Source organism: Planococcus ruber, from assembly GCF_022819085.1.
In the GTDB taxonomy this organism is placed as follows: Bacteria; Bacillota; Bacilli; order Bacillales_A; family Planococcaceae; genus Planococcus; species Planococcus ruber.
Genome location: NZ_JALHAG010000001.1, coordinates 1,035,856 through 1,052,410, shown reverse-complemented (window position 1 = coordinate 1,052,410; position 16,555 = coordinate 1,035,856). Strand labels below are relative to the sequence as shown.

The window sequence follows — 16,555 nt, the reverse complement described above, 5'->3', positions numbered from 1 at the left end:
GCCTGCTTTCACCCTATTTTCTCAATTAATTCCGGCCCATTGTTTTTGGGTGAATTCACCGCTTCAGATACTTCATAAGCTTCCATTTCTTCCGGATTAAAAGGTTTCAATAATTCTCCAAGTATCTCCGGGTCTTGCACTTTAGGATCCAGCCATATTTTTTCAGCTTCCTTCGTTAATACGACTGGCATACGGTCATGGATAGCCGCCATTAAATCATTCGGTTTGGTCGTTAAAATTGAACAAGTATTTACGGTTTTTCCATCCGGCGACTTCCAAGATTCCCATAAAGCCGCAAAAGCAAAAGGCTCTTCTGATTTAAGCTTGATGCGCATCGGCGTTTTTCCGGAACCGTTCCGCTGCCATTCGAAAAAAGAATCGGCTACTACAAGACAGCGTTTTTTCTTGAACGCATTGCGGAAACTCGGTTTTTCGGCTGCGGTTTCCGCTCGTGCGTTGATCATTTTATATCCTACTTTTTCATCTTTAGCCCAAGGCGGGATCAATCCCCATCTGAGCAAACCCAATCGGTTTTTCGAGCCGTCGTTAACGACCGCCAACACTTGGTGGCTTGGCGCAATATTGTAGCTTGGCTGGTAATCCTCTTCACGTATAGCGGCTTCTTCAATATCGAAACGCTGCAATATGGCACTGTAGTCTGCATATAACGAATATCTTCCGCACATATTGAATCCCTTCTTTCAATGAAGTCGGTTCCTTATTATCCAATATAACAGAATTGTTTGTTTTTTGTTATTTCCATCTTATTTACCTGCCTATACATTTATCGCATCTCCTGTAAAAAAGCGATACTGGTTCTTACCAAAATTTTTGGATTCGTATAGCGCGAGATCCGCCTTTTTATATAAAGTTTCTGCGTCATCATTTTCTTGGCCGAAGGCGATGCCAATACTGACGGTTACATCAATTGCATCGGTTCCAGGCTCCTGCAGCATCAGCGTCCGCATTTCGCGGATTAACAGCGAAGCTGTACGTTCAATCGTTTCCTGGTGTGCCTCCGGAAAAATAACCGCGAATTCATCTCCACCAAGCCTTGCTGCCACAATTTCTCTCCCGGCATGATGCTGGATAATTGCAGCGGTCCGCATTAAAAACCCGTCGCCTCCGTCATGCCCAAGAAAGTCATTGACCAGTTTAAAATTGTCTAAATCCATCATCATCAACACGGGTTTGCTGTCTTTCTTCTGCAATAGCGCTTTCAGGCAATCATCAAATGCAGCCCGGTTTTTTAAGCCTGTGAGGCTGTCATGGAAAGCTAAATAAATCGGACGCGCTAACCAATGTGCGATTAAATAAGAAAGAATGATGGCCATTGCCAAAATGAGCAGCAGCGACCAAATGAAGTTTTGTTTATATTCCATCGATACCGCTTTCAGCTCCTGGTCATTGCGCACCATCTCGATAATTCGCTGGACCGGCATCCCTTGGCTGTTTAAAGCCGTGTATGGAATATAGCGGTAGAAGACGTCGCCGCCTTCCCACTCTCCCTCCATCTCCAATGTTTTTCCATTGGCGAGGACATTTTCAAAAACCGCTTTTTTCGACTCGGCAATGACGGGATTTTCATCGTCTTCCATCGTTCTTGCTCCATCCACCAAGGAGCCGTCCGTTTCATAAATGTGTATGGCATTCAAGGAATCATGGGTGTAAATCAGTTCCTCGGCTGCCACCAAAAAATTGAATGTGTGGTAAATGGTTTTATCGCTTATAGAATAGGCGAGGACAAATAGATATTCATGGTCCGGTGAAGGCACATAGCCGTATTTCTTAATTTCTCCATCTTTTTGCTGCAGCTTCATCGGTTCCTCTATAAAAGCCAAACCGTTTCGCCGTTCATCGAGATTAGAAAAAAGGCGTTCCGTTTCCTTTTCGGCTATGGAAACATCCGTACTTTGGACTATCTTATCGCGGGAATCAATGACATAAATATCCATATTGAACTTTTGTTTTAAGACAATCAAATCCCAGCTCTTTACATCCGGATTCTCTGAATAGCGTTTAAGCAATTCTTCACTGTTCCATTTCATGCGGTCTGTAATCTCCGTATCAAATAATTCGTAAGCGCCGTCTACGGATTTTAAGGAATTGAATACTGTTTCCTCTACTAATTGCAGTTTTTCCGAATATTCTCTTTCCGCTAGCTTTTCCATTTGGCGAAAGTTGAGGAAAGCTACAGAAAAAGAAACTATTATCGAAAATACGAGAATGATTAAAGTTAAGCGTATTTTGAAATTCCGGATCAATTTTGCAGCCTCCTCTAACTAATTCAAAACTACCAAGACTATTATACTATTTAATTTACAAATTAGAACGGTTTTTATTTTGAGTTTTCCACTTTATTCTGTTGTCTTTTCACTTTCTTCTATCATTTCTTCCAGAACGATAAAATATGCCATTTTCAGAAAAAATTCAAATCTTTTGGCAATCCTTTAGCCCATTAGATGCGAAAGCCTGACGAAACGGCAATCTTTGCCCATTTCCGAACGAAAGAGTGGTATAATGGAGATATCATTAGTTTAATAGGAGGAATTACATGGCTACTGCACGAGAAATGAGTCTGGTCAATAAAGATTTTCTGGTAGAAGAACTTGGGCTGAAACAGCAAGGGAATTCAACTATCTTTACGAACGAAGATTGTTTTGTATTGTCTCCATCGGTTCAGCGTTACGAAAAGGGATTTGATATCAGTGAATTCAACTTGGCTAAGTTTGATCCTGAGCGTCAGCAAGGCTTTTTAATCGTACGGTATATGGATACCTTTTTAATGGCAAAACTTGAAAGTTTCCGAACAAAAATGATGCCGCCAGAGTTGCAGATCCAAAAGAAAAACACGAAGCCGCATTGGAAATTCACTGTTGCTGAGAATCCTGCTTACCATCTGGTAAATACACAAAACAAAGAACTTCGCTACCGGCTGCAAGAGCCTTCGAAAAAGCAAATCATTTCATTCTTTAAAAAAATATAACGGTGTCCCGCAATGAATGATTATTGCGGGATTTTTTGCGGGCAGATACACAAGAATGCCAGCTTTCCAATTTATTTCCATAAAAAAAGCAAAGCACCCATTTGGCCTGCTTTGCTTTTTCGATTATTCTTCTTCCGGCTCACTGATGGGATTCTGTTCATCGCCAACCCCCTCATTGCTGTGAGCCCCTCTTTTTTCCATTTCTTTTCCATCTTCTGCAGATTCTTGCTCAATGCTTTCATATTCTTCGCGTTCTCTTCGGTTCCCTTCTTCTCTTGGATGCCGCTCATCAGAAAAATTATCTTTGCCCATAACTTCTCCTCCTCTATCCATTTTCAAGGAGTATTCCCACTTCGCCTTTTATAAAACAATGATTTTTTTAAAAATAAGATAAGAATATGTCGTATCCAAAGTAAACGACCAACACTGAGAGTGCTGCGAAAACAAGATATTCAACTGTGCCGCCTGTAGTTGTCGTGACCGGAAAGCGGACGGTCATTTTCAGCGGAAAAAAAAGCTTGATCCCATTCTTCGTTGCCATGTCCAATACGTAATGGCTTGCCATGCCAACAAGCAGCCCCGCAGTGACCGCTTCGTCCACTCCAAAAGCATTCAATAAGACGGCCATCAGCACTAGAAACAACAGGCTGTGCGTAAAAGTGCGATGCCCGAATAATTTATTGACCACTTTTGAAAGAACTGGAAACGTTCTTCCGATTTTACTGCCTCCGTGGCAAATATCCGGCAAAATTGCCCCTGCCACTCCGGATATGAGCAGTACGACAGGATCATAATTTGTGATTTGGGCAAAAGCAAGACTTGCTGCAATGCCCCCCGTGATGTGTGTTTTTCCTGTCATACTTGATTATTCCCCTTTTTTTAGAATGTCTATTTCATTATACGCAAAATGGGGTATGGTGTTGGTATAGAAAATAATAAAGGAGTAGAGGGAATGGGAATTCATAAGTTTTTTACTTCATTAAACGATTTGGAGCGGATTATCCGCGCTCCTGGAAGATTTAAATTTGAAGAGCACAATGTGGCGGCTCATTCCTGGAAAGTCAGCCAATATGCGTTGTTTTTCGCTACAATCGAAGAACGCGATGGCCAAACCATCGATTGGAAATCCTTGTATGAAAAAACCATCAATCACGATTTTGCAGAAGTCTTTATCGGGGACATCAAAACGCCGGTCAAACACTCTTCGCCCGAACTCAAAGAAATGATTGCTAAAGTGGAGGAAGGCATGATGGAGAAATTCATCCTGCGCGAAATCCCGGAAGAATTCCAAGACGTATTTTTTGATCGGATGAAGGAAGGCAAAGACGCGACCATTGAAGGCCGCCTGCTGGAAATGGCAGACAAGCTGGACCAATTTTACGAATCGTTCGCAGAATTGAAAAGAGGCAACGCCGACAAGGAATTTGTCGCCATGTACCGCATCGCGCTAAAAAAATTGCTGGCCATTCCGTTAAAAGCAAGCGTCACTTATTTCCGTGAAGTGATGCTCGATGATGTAATAAGTGAAGAAACCGTCATTGACATTAAAGAGATCACGCGGCAAGTGCTAGAGGATTAAAAGGAGCTCCTTATATATTTCCGGGTCAAATTATGTTAAATTGTTCATAATACCAAAAAATCTCGGAGGTGAATCCCTTAGTTAAGGGAATTTATTGGACCCCATACTTTTAGTGAATTTAGCTTTACTCGTTTTATTAATCGCGTTAACCGCCTTTTTTGTCGGCGCAGAATTTGCCGTCGTTAAAGTCCGGATGTCCCGCATCGAACAATTGATTGAAGAAGGCAATAGGAAAGCCGTCCTTGTAAAAAAAGTCGTCGGCAACCTGGATTATTATCTTTCCGCTTGCCAGCTTGGGATTACGGTGACGGCACTCGGACTCGGGTGGCTCGGAGAACCGACCATTGAACGCCTTTTGCACCCGCTTTTTGAAACGCTCGGTGTGCCTAATTCTGTTTCCATTGTCATTTCTTTTGTGTTGGCTTTCTCTCTTGTGACTTTCTTGCATGTCGTCATTGGAGAAATGGCGCCAAAATCACTGGCTCTTCAATTTGCAGAACGTATGACGTTGTTTTTGAGCCCGCCTCTTTATTGGTTCGGCAAGATTATGGCACCATTCATTTTCTTGTTGAATGGCTCTGCCCGTGTATTCTTGCGCATTTTCGGTGTTCAGCCGGCGAAAGAAGAACAAGCCCACTCAGAAGAAGAATTGAAGATCATCATGGCCCAAAGTTTCCAAAGCGGCGAAATCAACCAAACCGAATTGTCTTTTATGCAGAACATTTTTGCATTCGACGAACGCAGCGCAAAAGATGTCATGGTTCCCCGTACTCAAATCGTAGCGTTTCCGCAAGATTTGAGCTGCGAAGAATTGCTCGGGGAACTGCGCGAACATCGATATACGCGCTATCCGATTGCCAATCATGGCGATAAAGATGATTTGATCGGTTTTATCAACGCCAAGGAAATCTTGACGCATTTCGCAGTGGCCGGCGACGTTCAAATGGAAGAGTTTATCCACGATCTTCCTTATTTCCATGAAACGACGCCGCTTCAGACCGCCCTGATGAAAATGCAGAAAGACCGCACTCATATCGCATTAGTCATTGATGAATACGGTGGGACGTCCGGCATTATCACGATGGAAGACATTCTCGAGGAAATAGTCGGGGAGATTCGCGATGAATTTGACGATGAAGAAGAAGCTGAAATTATTAAAGAAAGCAATGACCGCTATATTTTAAATGGACGCGTACTCTTGAAAGACCTTCACGAACGCTTTAATTTGGAATTTGACGACAGCGAAGACATCGACACCATTGCCGGTTGGATCCAGCATCAACTCATTGAAGCTGAAACCGGAGATGTCATTGAAAAAGCCGGCCATCGCTGGTCTATCCTGGAAATGGATAATCACCACATCTCAAAAGTGGCTGTAGACATTCTAAGAGATTAACCGATTTCGCAGAAAATCCCCTGACCATTCAGGGGATTTTTTGTGTTTTAAGAAAGACAGTGTTTCCCTCTTCCCTGTTCTTATTTGACCTTTCCTTACCTTTTCTATAATATAAGAACAAACGTTCTATCTTTTTTTACAAGGAGGGGTCAACGATGAAGATTAACAAACAATTGACGCTAAATGGCCAAATTAAAGACCGGGGAGGGATCAAGTGGACAGCCATGATGCTGCCGGAGCATGTGCAGATGCTGCGGGATTGGCAAAAAGAGGATCCTTTCAATAAAAAGCCCGATTTGGACGCTTTTGACCTCGAAGCCATCTACGAAGAAATTCACCTTGCAGTGGTTCGGCAATGTGCCATTGAGATCCGCCTTTGGCGCAGCCAGTCCCAAGTTTTTACCGGTACCATTGCCGCCGTCGACTTGAATGCCAAATTCCTCTTCTTGGACATAGGGCTGCAAAGCGAGAGGATTTCCTTTGCAGAAATTATTGGCGCAAAAACAATCGAATAGCCTATAACCTAAGAAGCGGCATGGTAGGCCTACCATGCCGCTTCTTTCCTCATTTAGGGTTAAACCCTCCTAAGATAGGGCATATAATGAATAACTAATTTCAACTACAGGAGGTTAAAGCTATGAGCAAAGCTGTATCAATTGCCAAAGAGCTGGCAGGCGAATTCAAGAAAGACCATGCGACGACGCTTGCTGCTGCACAGGCCTATTATTATTTACTCGCAATTGTACCTTTATTGATCCTTTTACTCGCAATTCTTCCTTACCTTCAGCTAGACCCCAACCGGGTAATGGATTTCATCGGCACTATTCTTCCCGGAGAAGTCGCGAACACCTTCGAAGATACTATTGTCAGTGTTGTGACCACTCCTTCCGGCGGATTGTTGACATTTGGTATTCTCGGTACGCTTTGGTCGGCTTCCAATGCGATGACCGCTTTTATCGAAGCAACTAACCAAGCCTATGATGTAGAAGAAAGCCGTTCTTTCATCAAACTCAAAGGGACAGCGATTATCTTGACGCTGTTCATGCTGGTGGCAGTCATTATCGCTTTAGTGCTGCCGATTTTTGGGGGAGCTATTATTGACTCAATCAGCTCTTTCCTGAATTTGCCGTCCCAAACGGAAATCATTTTCCAAGTTCTTCGCTGGGTGATTTCCATTGCCGTCATGAGCATCGTTTTAGCGTTCCTTTATAAATTTGCGCCGAACAAGCATTTCCCTTTTAAAGAAGTAATCATTGGGGCAGTCATTGCTACGGTTTTATGGCAAGTTGTCTCCCTCGGCTTTTCGTTCTACGTTGCTAATTTCGGCAGCTATTCCGCAACTTATGGAAGCCTTGGCGGCTTGATCGTCTTAATGCTTTGGTTCTTCCTGACCGGACTGATCTTAGTCATCGGAGCCGAAATCAATGCCATATTGCATAGACGAAAAAATGTAAAAAATGCGCCTGCGCAAGTCTATGAAGAATAGCAAAAACACCGGACTCGCATGGGTCCGGTGTTTTCTTTATTTTTTCTCGGCTAAAACCATCCATTCATCGATGGCGAAGCTTTCAATTTCCTGATGCTGCTGCCGTATTTGAAAATAATTCAATTCTTCTTCGGTAGCTGATAAGAGGTGGCGGCGAACTTGTTCGATTTGCTCCTCCGTCTCTGCTGTCCGCCTCACCCAGGAAGGAAATTGGAATGTTTTTTTACGGTCCGCGGACTGGATTTCCTCTAATCCGTGTTCTTGCAAGAGCTGCCGCCATTCTGTTTTGGACAAACATCTTCCATGGCTATCATCCCGGAGCTTCTCGGTCATGTTCATGAATTCCGCGAGCTCTTCTTTTTCCGGAGCCGTATTATCGATCAGCACAAACCTTCCGCCGGCTTTCAGCACCCGGGCAGTTTCAGCAATAAACTTTTCGGGATGCGGAAAATGGTGCGGCGCTATCCGGCAAACTGCCGCATCAAATGTGCCATTTAAAAATGGCAGGCTTTCTGCATCCGCCACTACGTAAAATATATTTTGATATTCTGCCCGCAGATGCTTTGCCGTATTTTCAAGCATGGCTTCTGTCAAATCAGTCGAAATGACTTGAGATGTATGAGGAGCCAGAGTTTTTGATACGTGGCCGCCTCCTGTGGCAATGTCCAGAACCGTCCAGGTTTCTTTCGGCTTCAGCCAATCCACCAGCAAGGCCAAATCATCACCTTTTGCATGGATATCGCTCGTCACGTATTTATCCGCATTCTTCCCGAATATTTCCTTCACCTTTTCTTTTGCTGTATTTTCCATTATACTTCCCTCATCTTCTAGCTGCCGGACGGTGCTCCAAAAAGTTTCGGTAAGCAAAGCCTTCCACTTCGCTCTCACTGAAGTGCTTTTGCAGCTCATTGATCAAATTCTGGAATTCCGAAGCATTATTTAAATTTTTCATATAGGCGTCTATGCCATCGAAATCCGACCCGATGCCGATATGTTTAACGCCGCCTAAACTGCTGAAATGATCGATGTGTTTTACCAAATCGGCGATTCCCACATCTTTCCCGCCTTCTTTAATGAAAGGAAGGCAAAAGACGACGTCGATCATGCCATTCTTGGCAAACATCGCTTTCGCTTGGTCGTCGTTCAAATTTCGGGGATGATCGCATAAAGCGCGTGCATTGGAATGGCTGGCAATCGGATAATCGGCAAGTTCCATGACGTCCCAGAAGCCTTTGACAGATAAATGGGAGACATCCGTGAAAATTCGGTGTTCATTGTTCAAACGAACCACTTCTTTGCCGAGAAGCGTCAAACCGCCGCCTCTTGGTTCACCGGCTCCGTCTGCACATAAATTTGCATTGTTCCAGGTGAGCCCAATCGAAAGTACACCTAAACGGTACAATTGGCGCAATTTCATCAAATCATTGCCAAACGCATCGGCCCCTTCCAGCGTTAGAACTGCACCAATCTCTCCTTCCTTCAGCGAGTCGATGTCTTCCCATTTTTTAATGTGCTTCATGGAAGGATTTTTCCCGAGAATTTCTGTATAAAACAGGTCTACTTGTTCCAAGGCATGCTGCCATTTTTCATTGTCAGGCAGGTCCGGATATAAAAAGATCGCGAAGAACTGAACGCAGACGCCGCCTGCCTGCAAACGCTGAAAATTCGTATCAAGTTGATCAGAGTTCGTGAAATTCAACGGTTCTTTGCCGTAGAAAGTGCCGCGTTTGGCTAACTGAAGTTTTAGTAAAGCATCACAATGCGTATCAATAACTTTCATCTACTCATTCCCTTCTTCCATGCACGCTTCAACGAACCCTTTAAAAATCTTCATAGAAGCTTCATCCGATGCAATCGCCATATTTTCCGGATGCCACTGGACACCGAGGACAAAACGGTGTTCCGTGCTTTCAATCGCTTCAATTACACCATCGCTTGCCTTGCCGCTGATCAAAAACGAATCCGGAACCCGGCGGTTCGCTTGGTGATGGCGGCTGTTCACTGTCAGTTTCACGCTCCCGGTCAACCGGTTCAGCAAAGAACCCTCCGGTACGTGAACGAAATGGGAGCCGTGGAATTTCGGCGCTTGCTGTTTATGCTGCAGCAAGTCCCCTTCGATTTGATCGGTGATGTCTTGATACATATCTCCGCCAACCGCAATATTGAGGATCTGTGCGCCTCGGCAAACCCCTAAAATCGGTTTTCCCAGTTCCATCACTTTCTTCATCAGCTGCAGTTCAAAAGCATCGCGGGACGGGATAATCACACCTAAATTCGGATGCGGCTCTTCCCCAAATAAGGTAGGATCGATGTCATATCCGCCTGCTGCAAACAAACCGTCGATATGTTCGGCAATCTGCTCAATTTCCTCTTCTCTCCGCAAATGCGGGAGCATGATTGGCAGCCCCCCTGCCTGCATAATGGCTTCGGTATCAGCCTGCTCGATTGAATAATGGTCGTGCCCTAATTCTTTTGATGCGGTAATTCCAATAATCGGTCTCATTCTATATCCCCCATTACTTTATCTGAATATAATAAACATACAGAATAAATCGCTAAATTACTAGCTGATTCATTGAAGTTCTTTTTTTTTCACGCTAAAAAACCATGGAGCATTAAAGGCTCTCCATGGCTTCCCTTAAATTTGCATAAGGTTTTTAACGAACTTCTGCTTTCTCCAAGGAAAACTTTTTTCCATGATGATGGGCAGGCAGCCGGTCCCCTTTGCCGAACAGGCGATCACGCAATGTGCTCCCTTCGTATTCAGCCCGTACTAAGCCCCGTTCACGCAAAATCGGCACCACCAATTCGATAAAATCTTCGAATGTTCCCGGTGTTATGGCGTAGGCAATATTAAAGCCGTCCACTTCGGCTTCTTCCACCCATTGCTCCAAAGTATCAGCGACCTGTTCAGGTGAACCCACCGTATATGCACTCATGCCGCCGATTCCCACAAATTCCTTGATGTCGTCGACTGTCCATTTCTTTTCCGCATCAATTCTTGTGAAGTTTTCCAACGCTGATTGGATGGAGTCATTCTCAATGTATTCCAAGGGCTGGTCAGGGGCATAGCTCGACAAGTCAATTCCCGTCCATCCGCCGAATAAAGCAAGCGCCCCTTCATGGCTGATATGTTTTTTGTACTCTTCGTATTTTGCCCATGCCGCTTCTTCCGTTTTTCCGACAATCGGCGTCAGCATCGTTAAGATCTTCACTTCTTCACGGGACCGGCCTGCACGTTCGATCTGCTCATGCAATTTATCCACTGACCGCTTTGCGGCTTGGATGGTCGGCGCCCCGATAAAGACGCATTCTGCATTCTGTCCCGCAAATTCCACTCCTTTTTTGGATGCCCCCGCCTGATACAGGACTGGCGTCCGCTGTGGCGACGGTTCCGTTAAATGGGCGCCGGGCACTTTATAATATTTCCCTTCATGATTGATGTCATGGACTTTTTCCGGATCGGCGTAGATGCCATTCACTTTGTCCAAAACAATGGCGTCTTCTTCCCAGCTGCCTTCCCAAAGCTTGTAGCAGACTTCCAAGTATTCTGCCGCGATATCGTAGCGTTCATCGTGTTTCACTTGATCCTCCAACCCGATATTGAGCGCTGCGCTTTTTAAATAGGAAGTGACGATGTTCCAGCCGACGCGGCCATTCGACAAATGGTCCAATGTCGACATCCGGCGCGCAAATGTGTAAGGATGTTCGTGAGTCGTCGAAGCGGTAACGCCGAAGCCTAAATGTTTTGTTACGGCAGACATCAACGGCACGACTAACGCAGGGTCGTTTACCGGAGACTGTGCACCTTGCCGCACTGCCGCATCTCGTGAGCCTTTATAAACATCGTAGGTTCCGAGTACATCTGCCAGAAAAATGGCGTCAAAACCGCCGCGTTCCAAAAGCTTTGCCAATTCAATCCAATATTCGCTCGTCTTATACGTATGAGAGCGATCTTCTGGATGTGTCCATAATCCTGGGGATTGATGGCCGGCACAATTCATGTCAAAAGCGTTCAAGTAAATCCGTTTTTTCGCCAATAGCTTCTCCTCCTCAAAAATCCTTTTCGTTTTAAGCGCTCGTGACAGGCTGTCTTTCAATAATCTCCAAGAAATAATCCAGCTGTTTTTTCAAACGCTGCTCCACTTGGGCTTCAATGATCGGCTCATGCGGATTCGTTTTATCAATTTGGCTGTCGACTAAGTAGATTCCTTTCAAATTTTGTCCCTTCAAGTTCGCAAGCAGCGGTTTTAATGTATATTCAAGTGCTAAAAGGTGAGCGGAACTGCCTCCCGTCATCAACGGCAAGACCGGAGTCGCTTGCAGAACATCCTGCGGCAAGAGATCAATCAATGCTTTTAGCACACCTGAATAGGCTGCTTTATAGACGGGTGATCCTACAATAATGCCCCGTGACTGGTGGATTAACGCGCTGATTTCAGCGATAGCCGGACTATCGAAACGCCCTTCGAACAAATCGTCTTTCGGAACGTCTCTCACTGAAATATGGGTGACCGAAATTCCTTTCCTCTCCAATAACCCTCCTAAATGCTTTAATACTGTTTCAGATCTGGAGTCCTTTGAAGGACTGCCTGATAAAATTACAACTTCACTCATCTGATTCTTCCTCTCTGATTAGAAATTTTATTCAAAAATAAAAAATGGCCTCCTTTTCTCGATATCAAGAAAAGAAGGCCATTAAATCTAATAGGTCCTGTCCTTATCTCTCAAGAAAAAATCTTCTTGCTGGAGTTAGCACCTTTCTGACAATGTCAGAGGTTGCTGAAGCGTCAACGGGCCAGTCCCTCGGCTTCTCTGGATAAGTTTATTCGATTAATGCCTATCATAATACTAGGGATTAGGGGTGTCAAGCTTTAAATTTATTATTCTGACTCTTCGCTTTCAGATACAGCCAAATGCCCGCTGCTCCCAAGGCAGCAGCCAGATAGCCGTAAATGGGAATTGGACTGGCTGACATAAAAGATGTAAACGCCTCATAATTCCCGTTAAAATAATGCCCAATGCGGAGCATAGCAAAACACCACGGGTAAATGCCGATAAAAGTCAGCACCGCATATTTTCCAAGCGGAATTTTGCTTATGCCAGCCAAATAGGAAATGTAGTTGCCGATGCCGAATGGCCGCGAAATCGCAATGCTCCATATGCCGTAGCGGCGAAACAAATCGGATGCTTTTTTTAACCCTTTATGGAATTTTCTCTGAAAGATGTTTTGGAATTTATTGCCCAGGAAATAGGGAATCAAACTCGCCAGGCTGTACGAAGCTGCCAGTCCTGCCGACAACCAAGCGGTTGCCGGCAAGTCGTGATTCAATAATCCGCCATAAGCTATCACCAGCGCCACTCCAGGAAACGGCAAAGAAGATCCTTCCAAAAACATGACGCTGAATAATCCTTTCATCCCCAAACTTTCGAGAAAAGCCAGTATTCCTTCAATCATACCGCCCACTCTCCAGTCCTTTAATTGCCCACTAAAATCTTTTCGAGCTCCATGTAAATTTCATCCGAGTTCTTCAGGCTCAAAGAATTTTTATAAGCTTTAATGCGCTTCTGGAAACGCCCAATGGCTTCCTCATCCGCCAAAGTTTCGTCTAGAAAATCCATCAGCCTGCGTCCTTCAGGCACTGCAAACACCAGTTTTTCCTCCAGCAAGTAAGCCAGATTGATTTCCTCCTGGCCCGGAAGAGCCGCCGGAATAAAAATCGGCAACTCTTTCCGCAGCGCTTCGCTGACGGTGACGCCTCCCGGTTTTGTCACAAGAGCATCCGCTTTGCTGTACAGCTCATTCATCATTTCCTTTGAAGAAATGTAGGGGATCGCATGGATCGCCGGATGGTTTAAAGCGATGATTTTCTGCTGGAGTTTTTTATTGGTTCCGCATAGAACTTGAAAATTCCATTTTTCCTCGTTAACCTCTTCATCCAGCTGGTTCAAGACTTCGCTCAGTCCCGTGCTTCCTCCGGAAACTAAAACGGTTAGCCGTTTAGTGGAATGCCGCTCTTCCTGACGGCTGAACTTTTCACTTACCGGTATGCCTGTCACAAAAATACGGTTTTCCGGAATTCCATAGCGCTGGCATAACGCTCCTTTTATCGCTTCGTTTGGAGCAAAATGATATTCGATGCATTCCCTTCCCCATACATCATTCACAAAAAAATCCGTGTACACATTCAGGCAAGGGACTTTGCATTTTCCTTGTTTCTTCAACTTATTGATGAAAAGCGACGGAAACCCATGTGTGCAAATGATTAAATCGGGTTTTTCCCTTTCTAAAATCTCGCTGACTTTTTTCATGAAAAGCCATTCATACGTTTTATGGCTCTTTTCTTTTGACGATTTATAGGCAAATTGCCGATAAATCCATGCATACGAATTGGGTGCTCTCCGTATCCAATTTAAGTAGGCCTTAACAGTTACCGATTCCACTTTTGCATTCCATTCGCTCAATAAATCCACCTTTTTGCATTCGACTTCCCCAGTATGGTCTCGGATGAATTCACTCATTGCTTCCGCCACTTGATGATGGCCGGAAGGCATACTGTTCAATAGCGGAAATATCAGTACTTTTTTCATGTTATAGAGCCTCCATCAACATAGTATTTTCCATTTTGCATGGCTGTTCAGAAACCAATGGCGGATAAGACGATAAGGGGCCACTATAAGCAAGCTGCAGAAAATCCGCACAGAAAATATCTCGCGGCATCATTAATCGGGAAGGCTTTTGCGAAATTTCGATTCTGCCTTGACGCAGCACTTCTGCTACAAATTGGGAGCAGAAAAACGAATTCTCGCCTCCGAACCCGCGTTTCACCACCACTCCAAACAATCCTGCCACATTGTATTTGTAGCGGTCGCGCTCCTGTTCCATGGCAAACACGAAGTTCTTCATCGCTTTGAGCCCCTTAGCATCAACCGGGCATTTGAAAATTGCACAATGTGCACGCTGAAATAGATGGTTGTGCATGTCCTCTTTTACAAAGCCGCCGTTAAAAGCATTGTCTGCATTTTTTCTGCCAAAGCTGTACACCTCTGTCAAATCAGAACTGAACGCTAACGATACATGACTGTAAGGATGGCGTGTATACGCTTTGATCATTTTCGATAAAGGAGTTTTGGTATCCGTGAAAATAATATAGACATCCATTGCTTCATCTCCTCTTAAGCTGCCTGTCCCAGCAACGTCTAATAAGTTATTCTCAGTTTAGCCTCAGCAGAAAATAACAGCATCGGGCGCTGGACTTTTTCCTTGCAGGACTTGAGGCGTAGATAGATGTAAGCAATTCTGATTCATCCAAAGAAAAAAAGAGATGCATATCTGCATCTCTCTTCAGCCTTCCCATTGCACTTTGGTGGAATAAATCAATTTTTCTCCTATAAAAATCAAACATTGTGCTTCCAGGCACTTGATGCCGATGGAAACTTTAATATCTTCTGTTTCTCCGTCTTCATTTTTCAGCTTGCCGAACAATCTTGAACTCAGCGCAAAACCGATTTGCTCATCCTGCAGAACGCCATCTACATAAAGCTTTTGGCTCCTTAAATTTTTCTCTACCCGGATATTGTGCAATTTGTATCGGATTTTCCAGATATCGTTCATCTCTTCGCCTCCTGCTTCTGCTTTTAAAGACAGTATATCATCAAAACTTCAGATAACTTAAAACAGCCTCCTTTCGCCGCAAAACGAAAGGAGACAGTCATTTTTTACGCTTCTGCTTCTTGTTTCCTGATCTCTCTCTTGCCTTCAGTTTCTGCTACATAAACGGCACATGCCGCATCGCCTGAAATATTGATCGCAGTTCGGGTCATATCCAATAGACGGTCAATCCCGATTACCAAACCGATTCCTGCTACCGGAAGGCCTACACTGCTCAATACCATCGCAAGCATGATAAGGCCCACTCCAGGAACCCCTGCTGTACCGATACTTGCGAGTACCGCAGTCAAGACAACTGTCGCCAGTTCCATAGCCGTCAAATCGATGCCGTAAGCTTGCGCGATGAACATCGTTGCTACGCCTTGCATGATCGCTGTCCCATCCATATTGATGGTTGCGCCAAGCGGCTGCACAAACGAACTGACTGACTTCGGAACACCCAAATCTTTTTGAGCTACCTCCATCGAAACCGGCAGGGTAGCCGTACTGCTTGACGTACTGAATGCGACAGTCATGGCAGGCGCAAACTTTTTGAAAAACCAAATCGGGTTTTTCTTAGCTAAAAAGGCGATCGTTCCGCCATAAGTAACGGCTGCATGAAGTGCTAATGCTGCCAATATGACCAGCATGTAAGCTCCCATCGCTTTCATCGCTGAAAATCCTTGCGAACCGACAGCTGTTGCAATCAATGCAAATGTACCGTACGGAGCGAACTTCATCACGATTCCGACCAAATACATCATCACTTCGTTGCCCTGCTCCATCAATTTAAGCAAACCAGACGTTTTTTCTTTTAACGCCGTTAAAGCCAAACCAACAAATACAGCAAAAACAATAATTTGCAACATGTTGCCTTCCGTCAACGCAGCTAACGGATTGGATGGGATAATATTCAATAAAGTATCGACTACTGATGGCGCTTCTTCAGATTCAAAAGACGCCCCTTCTAAATCAAAATCGCCAGCAAGCCCTGGTTGAATTACTGATGCCAGCGAAAGGCCAATTACGATAGCGATTGTCGTTGTCACCAGAAAGTAAGTAATCGTTTTCAAACCGATCCGTCCCAATTTTGCCGGATCCCCAAGACCCGCTGTCCCAAGGACAATGGAAAAGAAAACTAACGGAACAACGAGCATATTGATCAAACTTAAGAAGATTTGTCCAACAGGGACAAATACATATGTATTTAAAGTCTCAAATGAGCCAGGCGCAAACAAATTGATGAGTAAACCGACAATTGCCCCTAAGACCAATCCAGTTAAAACTTTTACAGTTAAGCTTTTTTTCTTCATCTATCATCTTCCTTTTTTTAGAGTAGAGTTCAGTTTACCCGAAAACCAAAAAATTTTACAGTAAAATATCATTACGCCTTAATAAAATTTTCGCATATTTATGTAATATTTATTGAAAGTATCTTTTCTGACTTTTTTAATTTG

At 44.3% G+C, this 16,555-nt stretch carries 19 protein-coding genes and 1 riboswitch; of the genes, 5 read left to right on the top strand and 14 right to left on the bottom strand.

Annotated elements, in window-relative coordinates; translation table 11 throughout:
* Positions 1 to 8: 8 nt before the first annotated feature.
* Positions 9 to 686 carry an SOS response-associated peptidase gene (locus tag MTR82_RS05375; protein ID WP_052650501.1) on the bottom strand — a complete coding sequence of 226 codons (678 nt, stop codon included), beginning with the start codon at positions 684 to 686 and terminating at the stop codon, positions 9 to 11.
* 90 nt (positions 687 to 776) lie between these two features.
* Positions 777 to 2,264 carry a GGDEF domain-containing protein gene (locus MTR82_RS05370; RefSeq protein ID WP_246808162.1) on the bottom strand — a complete coding sequence of 496 codons (1,488 nt, stop codon included), beginning with the start codon at positions 2,262 to 2,264 and terminating at the stop codon, positions 777 to 779.
* Positions 2,265 to 2,554: 290 nt separating this feature from the next.
* Between MTR82_RS05370 and MTR82_RS05365 the strand changes: the two genes are divergently transcribed.
* Complete coding sequence (locus MTR82_RS05365; protein WP_052650497.1) at positions 2,555 to 2,986, top strand: hypothetical protein; 432 nt, start codon at positions 2,555 to 2,557, stop codon at positions 2,984 to 2,986.
* A gap of 123 nt (positions 2,987 to 3,109) precedes the next feature.
* Here MTR82_RS05365 and MTR82_RS05360 read toward each other — a convergent pair whose 3' ends face one another.
* Positions 3,110 to 3,298 carry a hypothetical protein gene (locus tag MTR82_RS05360; protein ID WP_246808161.1) on the bottom strand — a complete coding sequence of 63 codons (189 nt, stop codon included), beginning with the start codon at positions 3,296 to 3,298 and terminating at the stop codon, positions 3,110 to 3,112.
* A 67-nt stretch (positions 3,299 to 3,365) separates the two neighbouring features.
* Positions 3,366 to 3,845, bottom strand: a complete 480-nt coding sequence (locus MTR82_RS05355) for a metal-dependent hydrolase (protein WP_246808160.1) — start codon at positions 3,843 to 3,845, stop codon at positions 3,366 to 3,368.
* A gap of 93 nt (positions 3,846 to 3,938) precedes the next feature.
* On the opposite strand from MTR82_RS05355, the gene MTR82_RS05350 reads away from it, so the two are divergent.
* The 4 genes from MTR82_RS05350 to MTR82_RS05335 all read left to right on the top strand — a co-directional run bounded on the left by MTR82_RS05350 (position 3,939) and on the right by MTR82_RS05335 (position 7,447).
* On the top strand, positions 3,939 to 4,565 hold the full coding sequence (locus MTR82_RS05350) for a YfbR-like 5'-deoxynucleotidase (RefSeq protein ID WP_052650491.1): 627 nt from the start codon (positions 3,939 to 3,941) through the stop codon (positions 4,563 to 4,565).
* A 94-nt stretch (positions 4,566 to 4,659) separates the two neighbouring features.
* Positions 4,660 to 5,961 carry a hemolysin family protein gene (locus tag MTR82_RS05345; RefSeq protein ID WP_246808158.1) on the top strand — a complete coding sequence of 434 codons (1,302 nt, stop codon included), beginning with the start codon at positions 4,660 to 4,662 and terminating at the stop codon, positions 5,959 to 5,961.
* A 155-nt stretch (positions 5,962 to 6,116) separates the two neighbouring features.
* Positions 6,117 to 6,476 (top strand): YolD-like family protein, encoded by a 360-nt coding sequence (locus MTR82_RS05340; RefSeq protein ID WP_246808157.1) that lies wholly within the window; start codon positions 6,117 to 6,119, stop codon positions 6,474 to 6,476.
* Between the two features lie 122 nt (positions 6,477 to 6,598).
* Positions 6,599 to 7,447, top strand: a complete 849-nt coding sequence (locus MTR82_RS05335; RefSeq protein WP_052650485.1) for a YihY/virulence factor BrkB family protein — start codon at positions 6,599 to 6,601, stop codon at positions 7,445 to 7,447.
* Between the two features lie 36 nt (positions 7,448 to 7,483).
* Here MTR82_RS05335 and MTR82_RS05330 read toward each other — a convergent pair whose 3' ends face one another.
* The 10 genes from MTR82_RS05330 to MTR82_RS05285 form a co-directional block, all read right to left on the bottom strand.
* A complete protein-coding gene (locus MTR82_RS05330) occupies positions 7,484 to 8,257 on the bottom strand; it encodes a class I SAM-dependent methyltransferase (protein ID WP_246808156.1) in 774 nt (257 codons plus the stop codon).
* A 10-nt stretch (positions 8,258 to 8,267) separates the two neighbouring features.
* On the bottom strand, positions 8,268 to 9,227 hold the full coding sequence (locus MTR82_RS05325; protein ID WP_246808155.1) for a dipeptidase: 960 nt from the start codon (positions 9,225 to 9,227) through the stop codon (positions 8,268 to 8,270).
* The gene (locus tag MTR82_RS05320) at positions 9,228 to 9,950 is read right to left on the bottom strand and encodes a gamma-glutamyl-gamma-aminobutyrate hydrolase family protein (RefSeq protein ID WP_246808154.1); all 723 of its coding nucleotides are present in this window, start codon (positions 9,948 to 9,950) and stop codon (positions 9,228 to 9,230) included.
* A 154-nt stretch (positions 9,951 to 10,104) separates the two neighbouring features.
* Entirely contained in the window at positions 10,105 to 11,487 is a 1,383-nt protein-coding gene (locus tag MTR82_RS05315) for an LLM class flavin-dependent oxidoreductase (protein ID WP_246808153.1), read from the bottom strand.
* Positions 11,488 to 11,518: 31 nt separating this feature from the next.
* Positions 11,519 to 12,064, bottom strand: a complete 546-nt coding sequence (ssuE, locus tag MTR82_RS05310; RefSeq protein ID WP_246808152.1) for an NADPH-dependent FMN reductase — start codon at positions 12,062 to 12,064, stop codon at positions 11,519 to 11,521.
* A gap of 100 nt (positions 12,065 to 12,164) precedes the next feature.
* A riboswitch (SAM riboswitch) is annotated at positions 12,165 to 12,273 on the bottom strand.
* Positions 12,274 to 12,314: 41 nt separating this feature from the next.
* Positions 12,315 to 12,905, bottom strand: coding sequence for a DedA family protein (locus MTR82_RS05305; RefSeq protein WP_246808151.1), 591 nt, complete (start codon positions 12,903 to 12,905; stop codon positions 12,315 to 12,317).
* A 20-nt stretch (positions 12,906 to 12,925) separates the two neighbouring features.
* Entirely contained in the window at positions 12,926 to 14,038 is a 1,113-nt protein-coding gene (locus MTR82_RS05300) for an MGDG synthase family glycosyltransferase (RefSeq protein WP_246808149.1), read from the bottom strand.
* 1 nt (position 14,039) lies between these two features.
* A complete protein-coding gene (locus MTR82_RS05295) occupies positions 14,040 to 14,609 on the bottom strand; it encodes a hypothetical protein (protein ID WP_052650472.1) in 570 nt (189 codons plus the stop codon).
* A 183-nt stretch (positions 14,610 to 14,792) separates the two neighbouring features.
* Positions 14,793 to 15,062 (bottom strand): hypothetical protein, encoded by a 270-nt coding sequence (locus MTR82_RS05290; RefSeq protein WP_052650470.1) that lies wholly within the window; start codon positions 15,060 to 15,062, stop codon positions 14,793 to 14,795.
* A gap of 104 nt (positions 15,063 to 15,166) precedes the next feature.
* Positions 15,167 to 16,411: a dicarboxylate/amino acid:cation symporter gene (locus MTR82_RS05285; protein WP_246808146.1), complete on the bottom strand. Its 1,245-nt coding sequence runs from the start codon at positions 16,409 to 16,411 to the stop codon at positions 15,167 to 15,169.
* Between the last annotated feature and the right edge of the window lie 144 nt (positions 16,412 to 16,555).

What these genes read in the sequence shown, in the direction of transcription:
- MTR82_RS05375 (WP_052650501.1), bottom strand. Translation starts at nt 686, where the DNA reads ATGTGCGGAAGATATTCGTTATATGCAGACTACAGTGCCATATTGCAG.
- MTR82_RS05365 (WP_052650497.1), top strand. Translation starts at nt 2,555, where the DNA reads ATGGCTACTGCACGAGAAATGAGTCTGGTCAATAAAGATTTTCTGGTA.
- MTR82_RS05360 (WP_246808161.1), bottom strand. Translation starts at nt 3,298, where the DNA reads ATGGGCAAAGATAATTTTTCTGATGAGCGGCATCCAAGAGAAGAAGGG.
- MTR82_RS05355 (WP_246808160.1), bottom strand. Translation starts at nt 3,845, where the DNA reads ATGACAGGAAAAACACACATCACGGGGGGCATTGCAGCAAGTCTTGCT.
- MTR82_RS05350 (WP_052650491.1), top strand. Translation starts at nt 3,939, where the DNA reads ATGGGAATTCATAAGTTTTTTACTTCATTAAACGATTTGGAGCGGATT.
- MTR82_RS05340 (WP_246808157.1), top strand. Translation starts at nt 6,117, where the DNA reads ATGAAGATTAACAAACAATTGACGCTAAATGGCCAAATTAAAGACCGG.
- MTR82_RS05335 (WP_052650485.1), top strand. Translation starts at nt 6,599, where the DNA reads ATGAGCAAAGCTGTATCAATTGCCAAAGAGCTGGCAGGCGAATTCAAG.
- MTR82_RS05330 (WP_246808156.1), bottom strand. Translation starts at nt 8,257, where the DNA reads ATGGAAAATACAGCAAAAGAAAAGGTGAAGGAAATATTCGGGAAGAAT.
- MTR82_RS05325 (WP_246808155.1), bottom strand. Translation starts at nt 9,227, where the DNA reads ATGAAAGTTATTGATACGCATTGTGATGCTTTACTAAAACTTCAGTTA.
- MTR82_RS05320 (WP_246808154.1), bottom strand. Translation starts at nt 9,950, where the DNA reads ATGAGACCGATTATTGGAATTACCGCATCAAAAGAATTAGGGCACGAC.
- ssuE (WP_246808152.1), bottom strand. Translation starts at nt 12,064, where the DNA reads ATGAGTGAAGTTGTAATTTTATCAGGCAGTCCTTCAAAGGACTCCAGA.
- MTR82_RS05305 (WP_246808151.1), bottom strand. Translation starts at nt 12,905, where the DNA reads ATGATTGAAGGAATACTGGCTTTTCTCGAAAGTTTGGGGATGAAAGGA.
- MTR82_RS05300 (WP_246808149.1), bottom strand. Translation starts at nt 14,038, where the DNA reads ATGAAAAAAGTACTGATATTTCCGCTATTGAACAGTATGCCTTCCGGC.
- MTR82_RS05295 (WP_052650472.1), bottom strand. Translation starts at nt 14,609, where the DNA reads ATGGATGTCTATATTATTTTCACGGATACCAAAACTCCTTTATCGAAA.
- MTR82_RS05290 (WP_052650470.1), bottom strand. Translation starts at nt 15,062, where the DNA reads ATGAACGATATCTGGAAAATCCGATACAAATTGCACAATATCCGGGTA.
- MTR82_RS05285 (WP_246808146.1), bottom strand. Translation starts at nt 16,411, where the DNA reads ATGAAGAAAAAAAGCTTAACTGTAAAAGTTTTAACTGGATTGGTCTTA.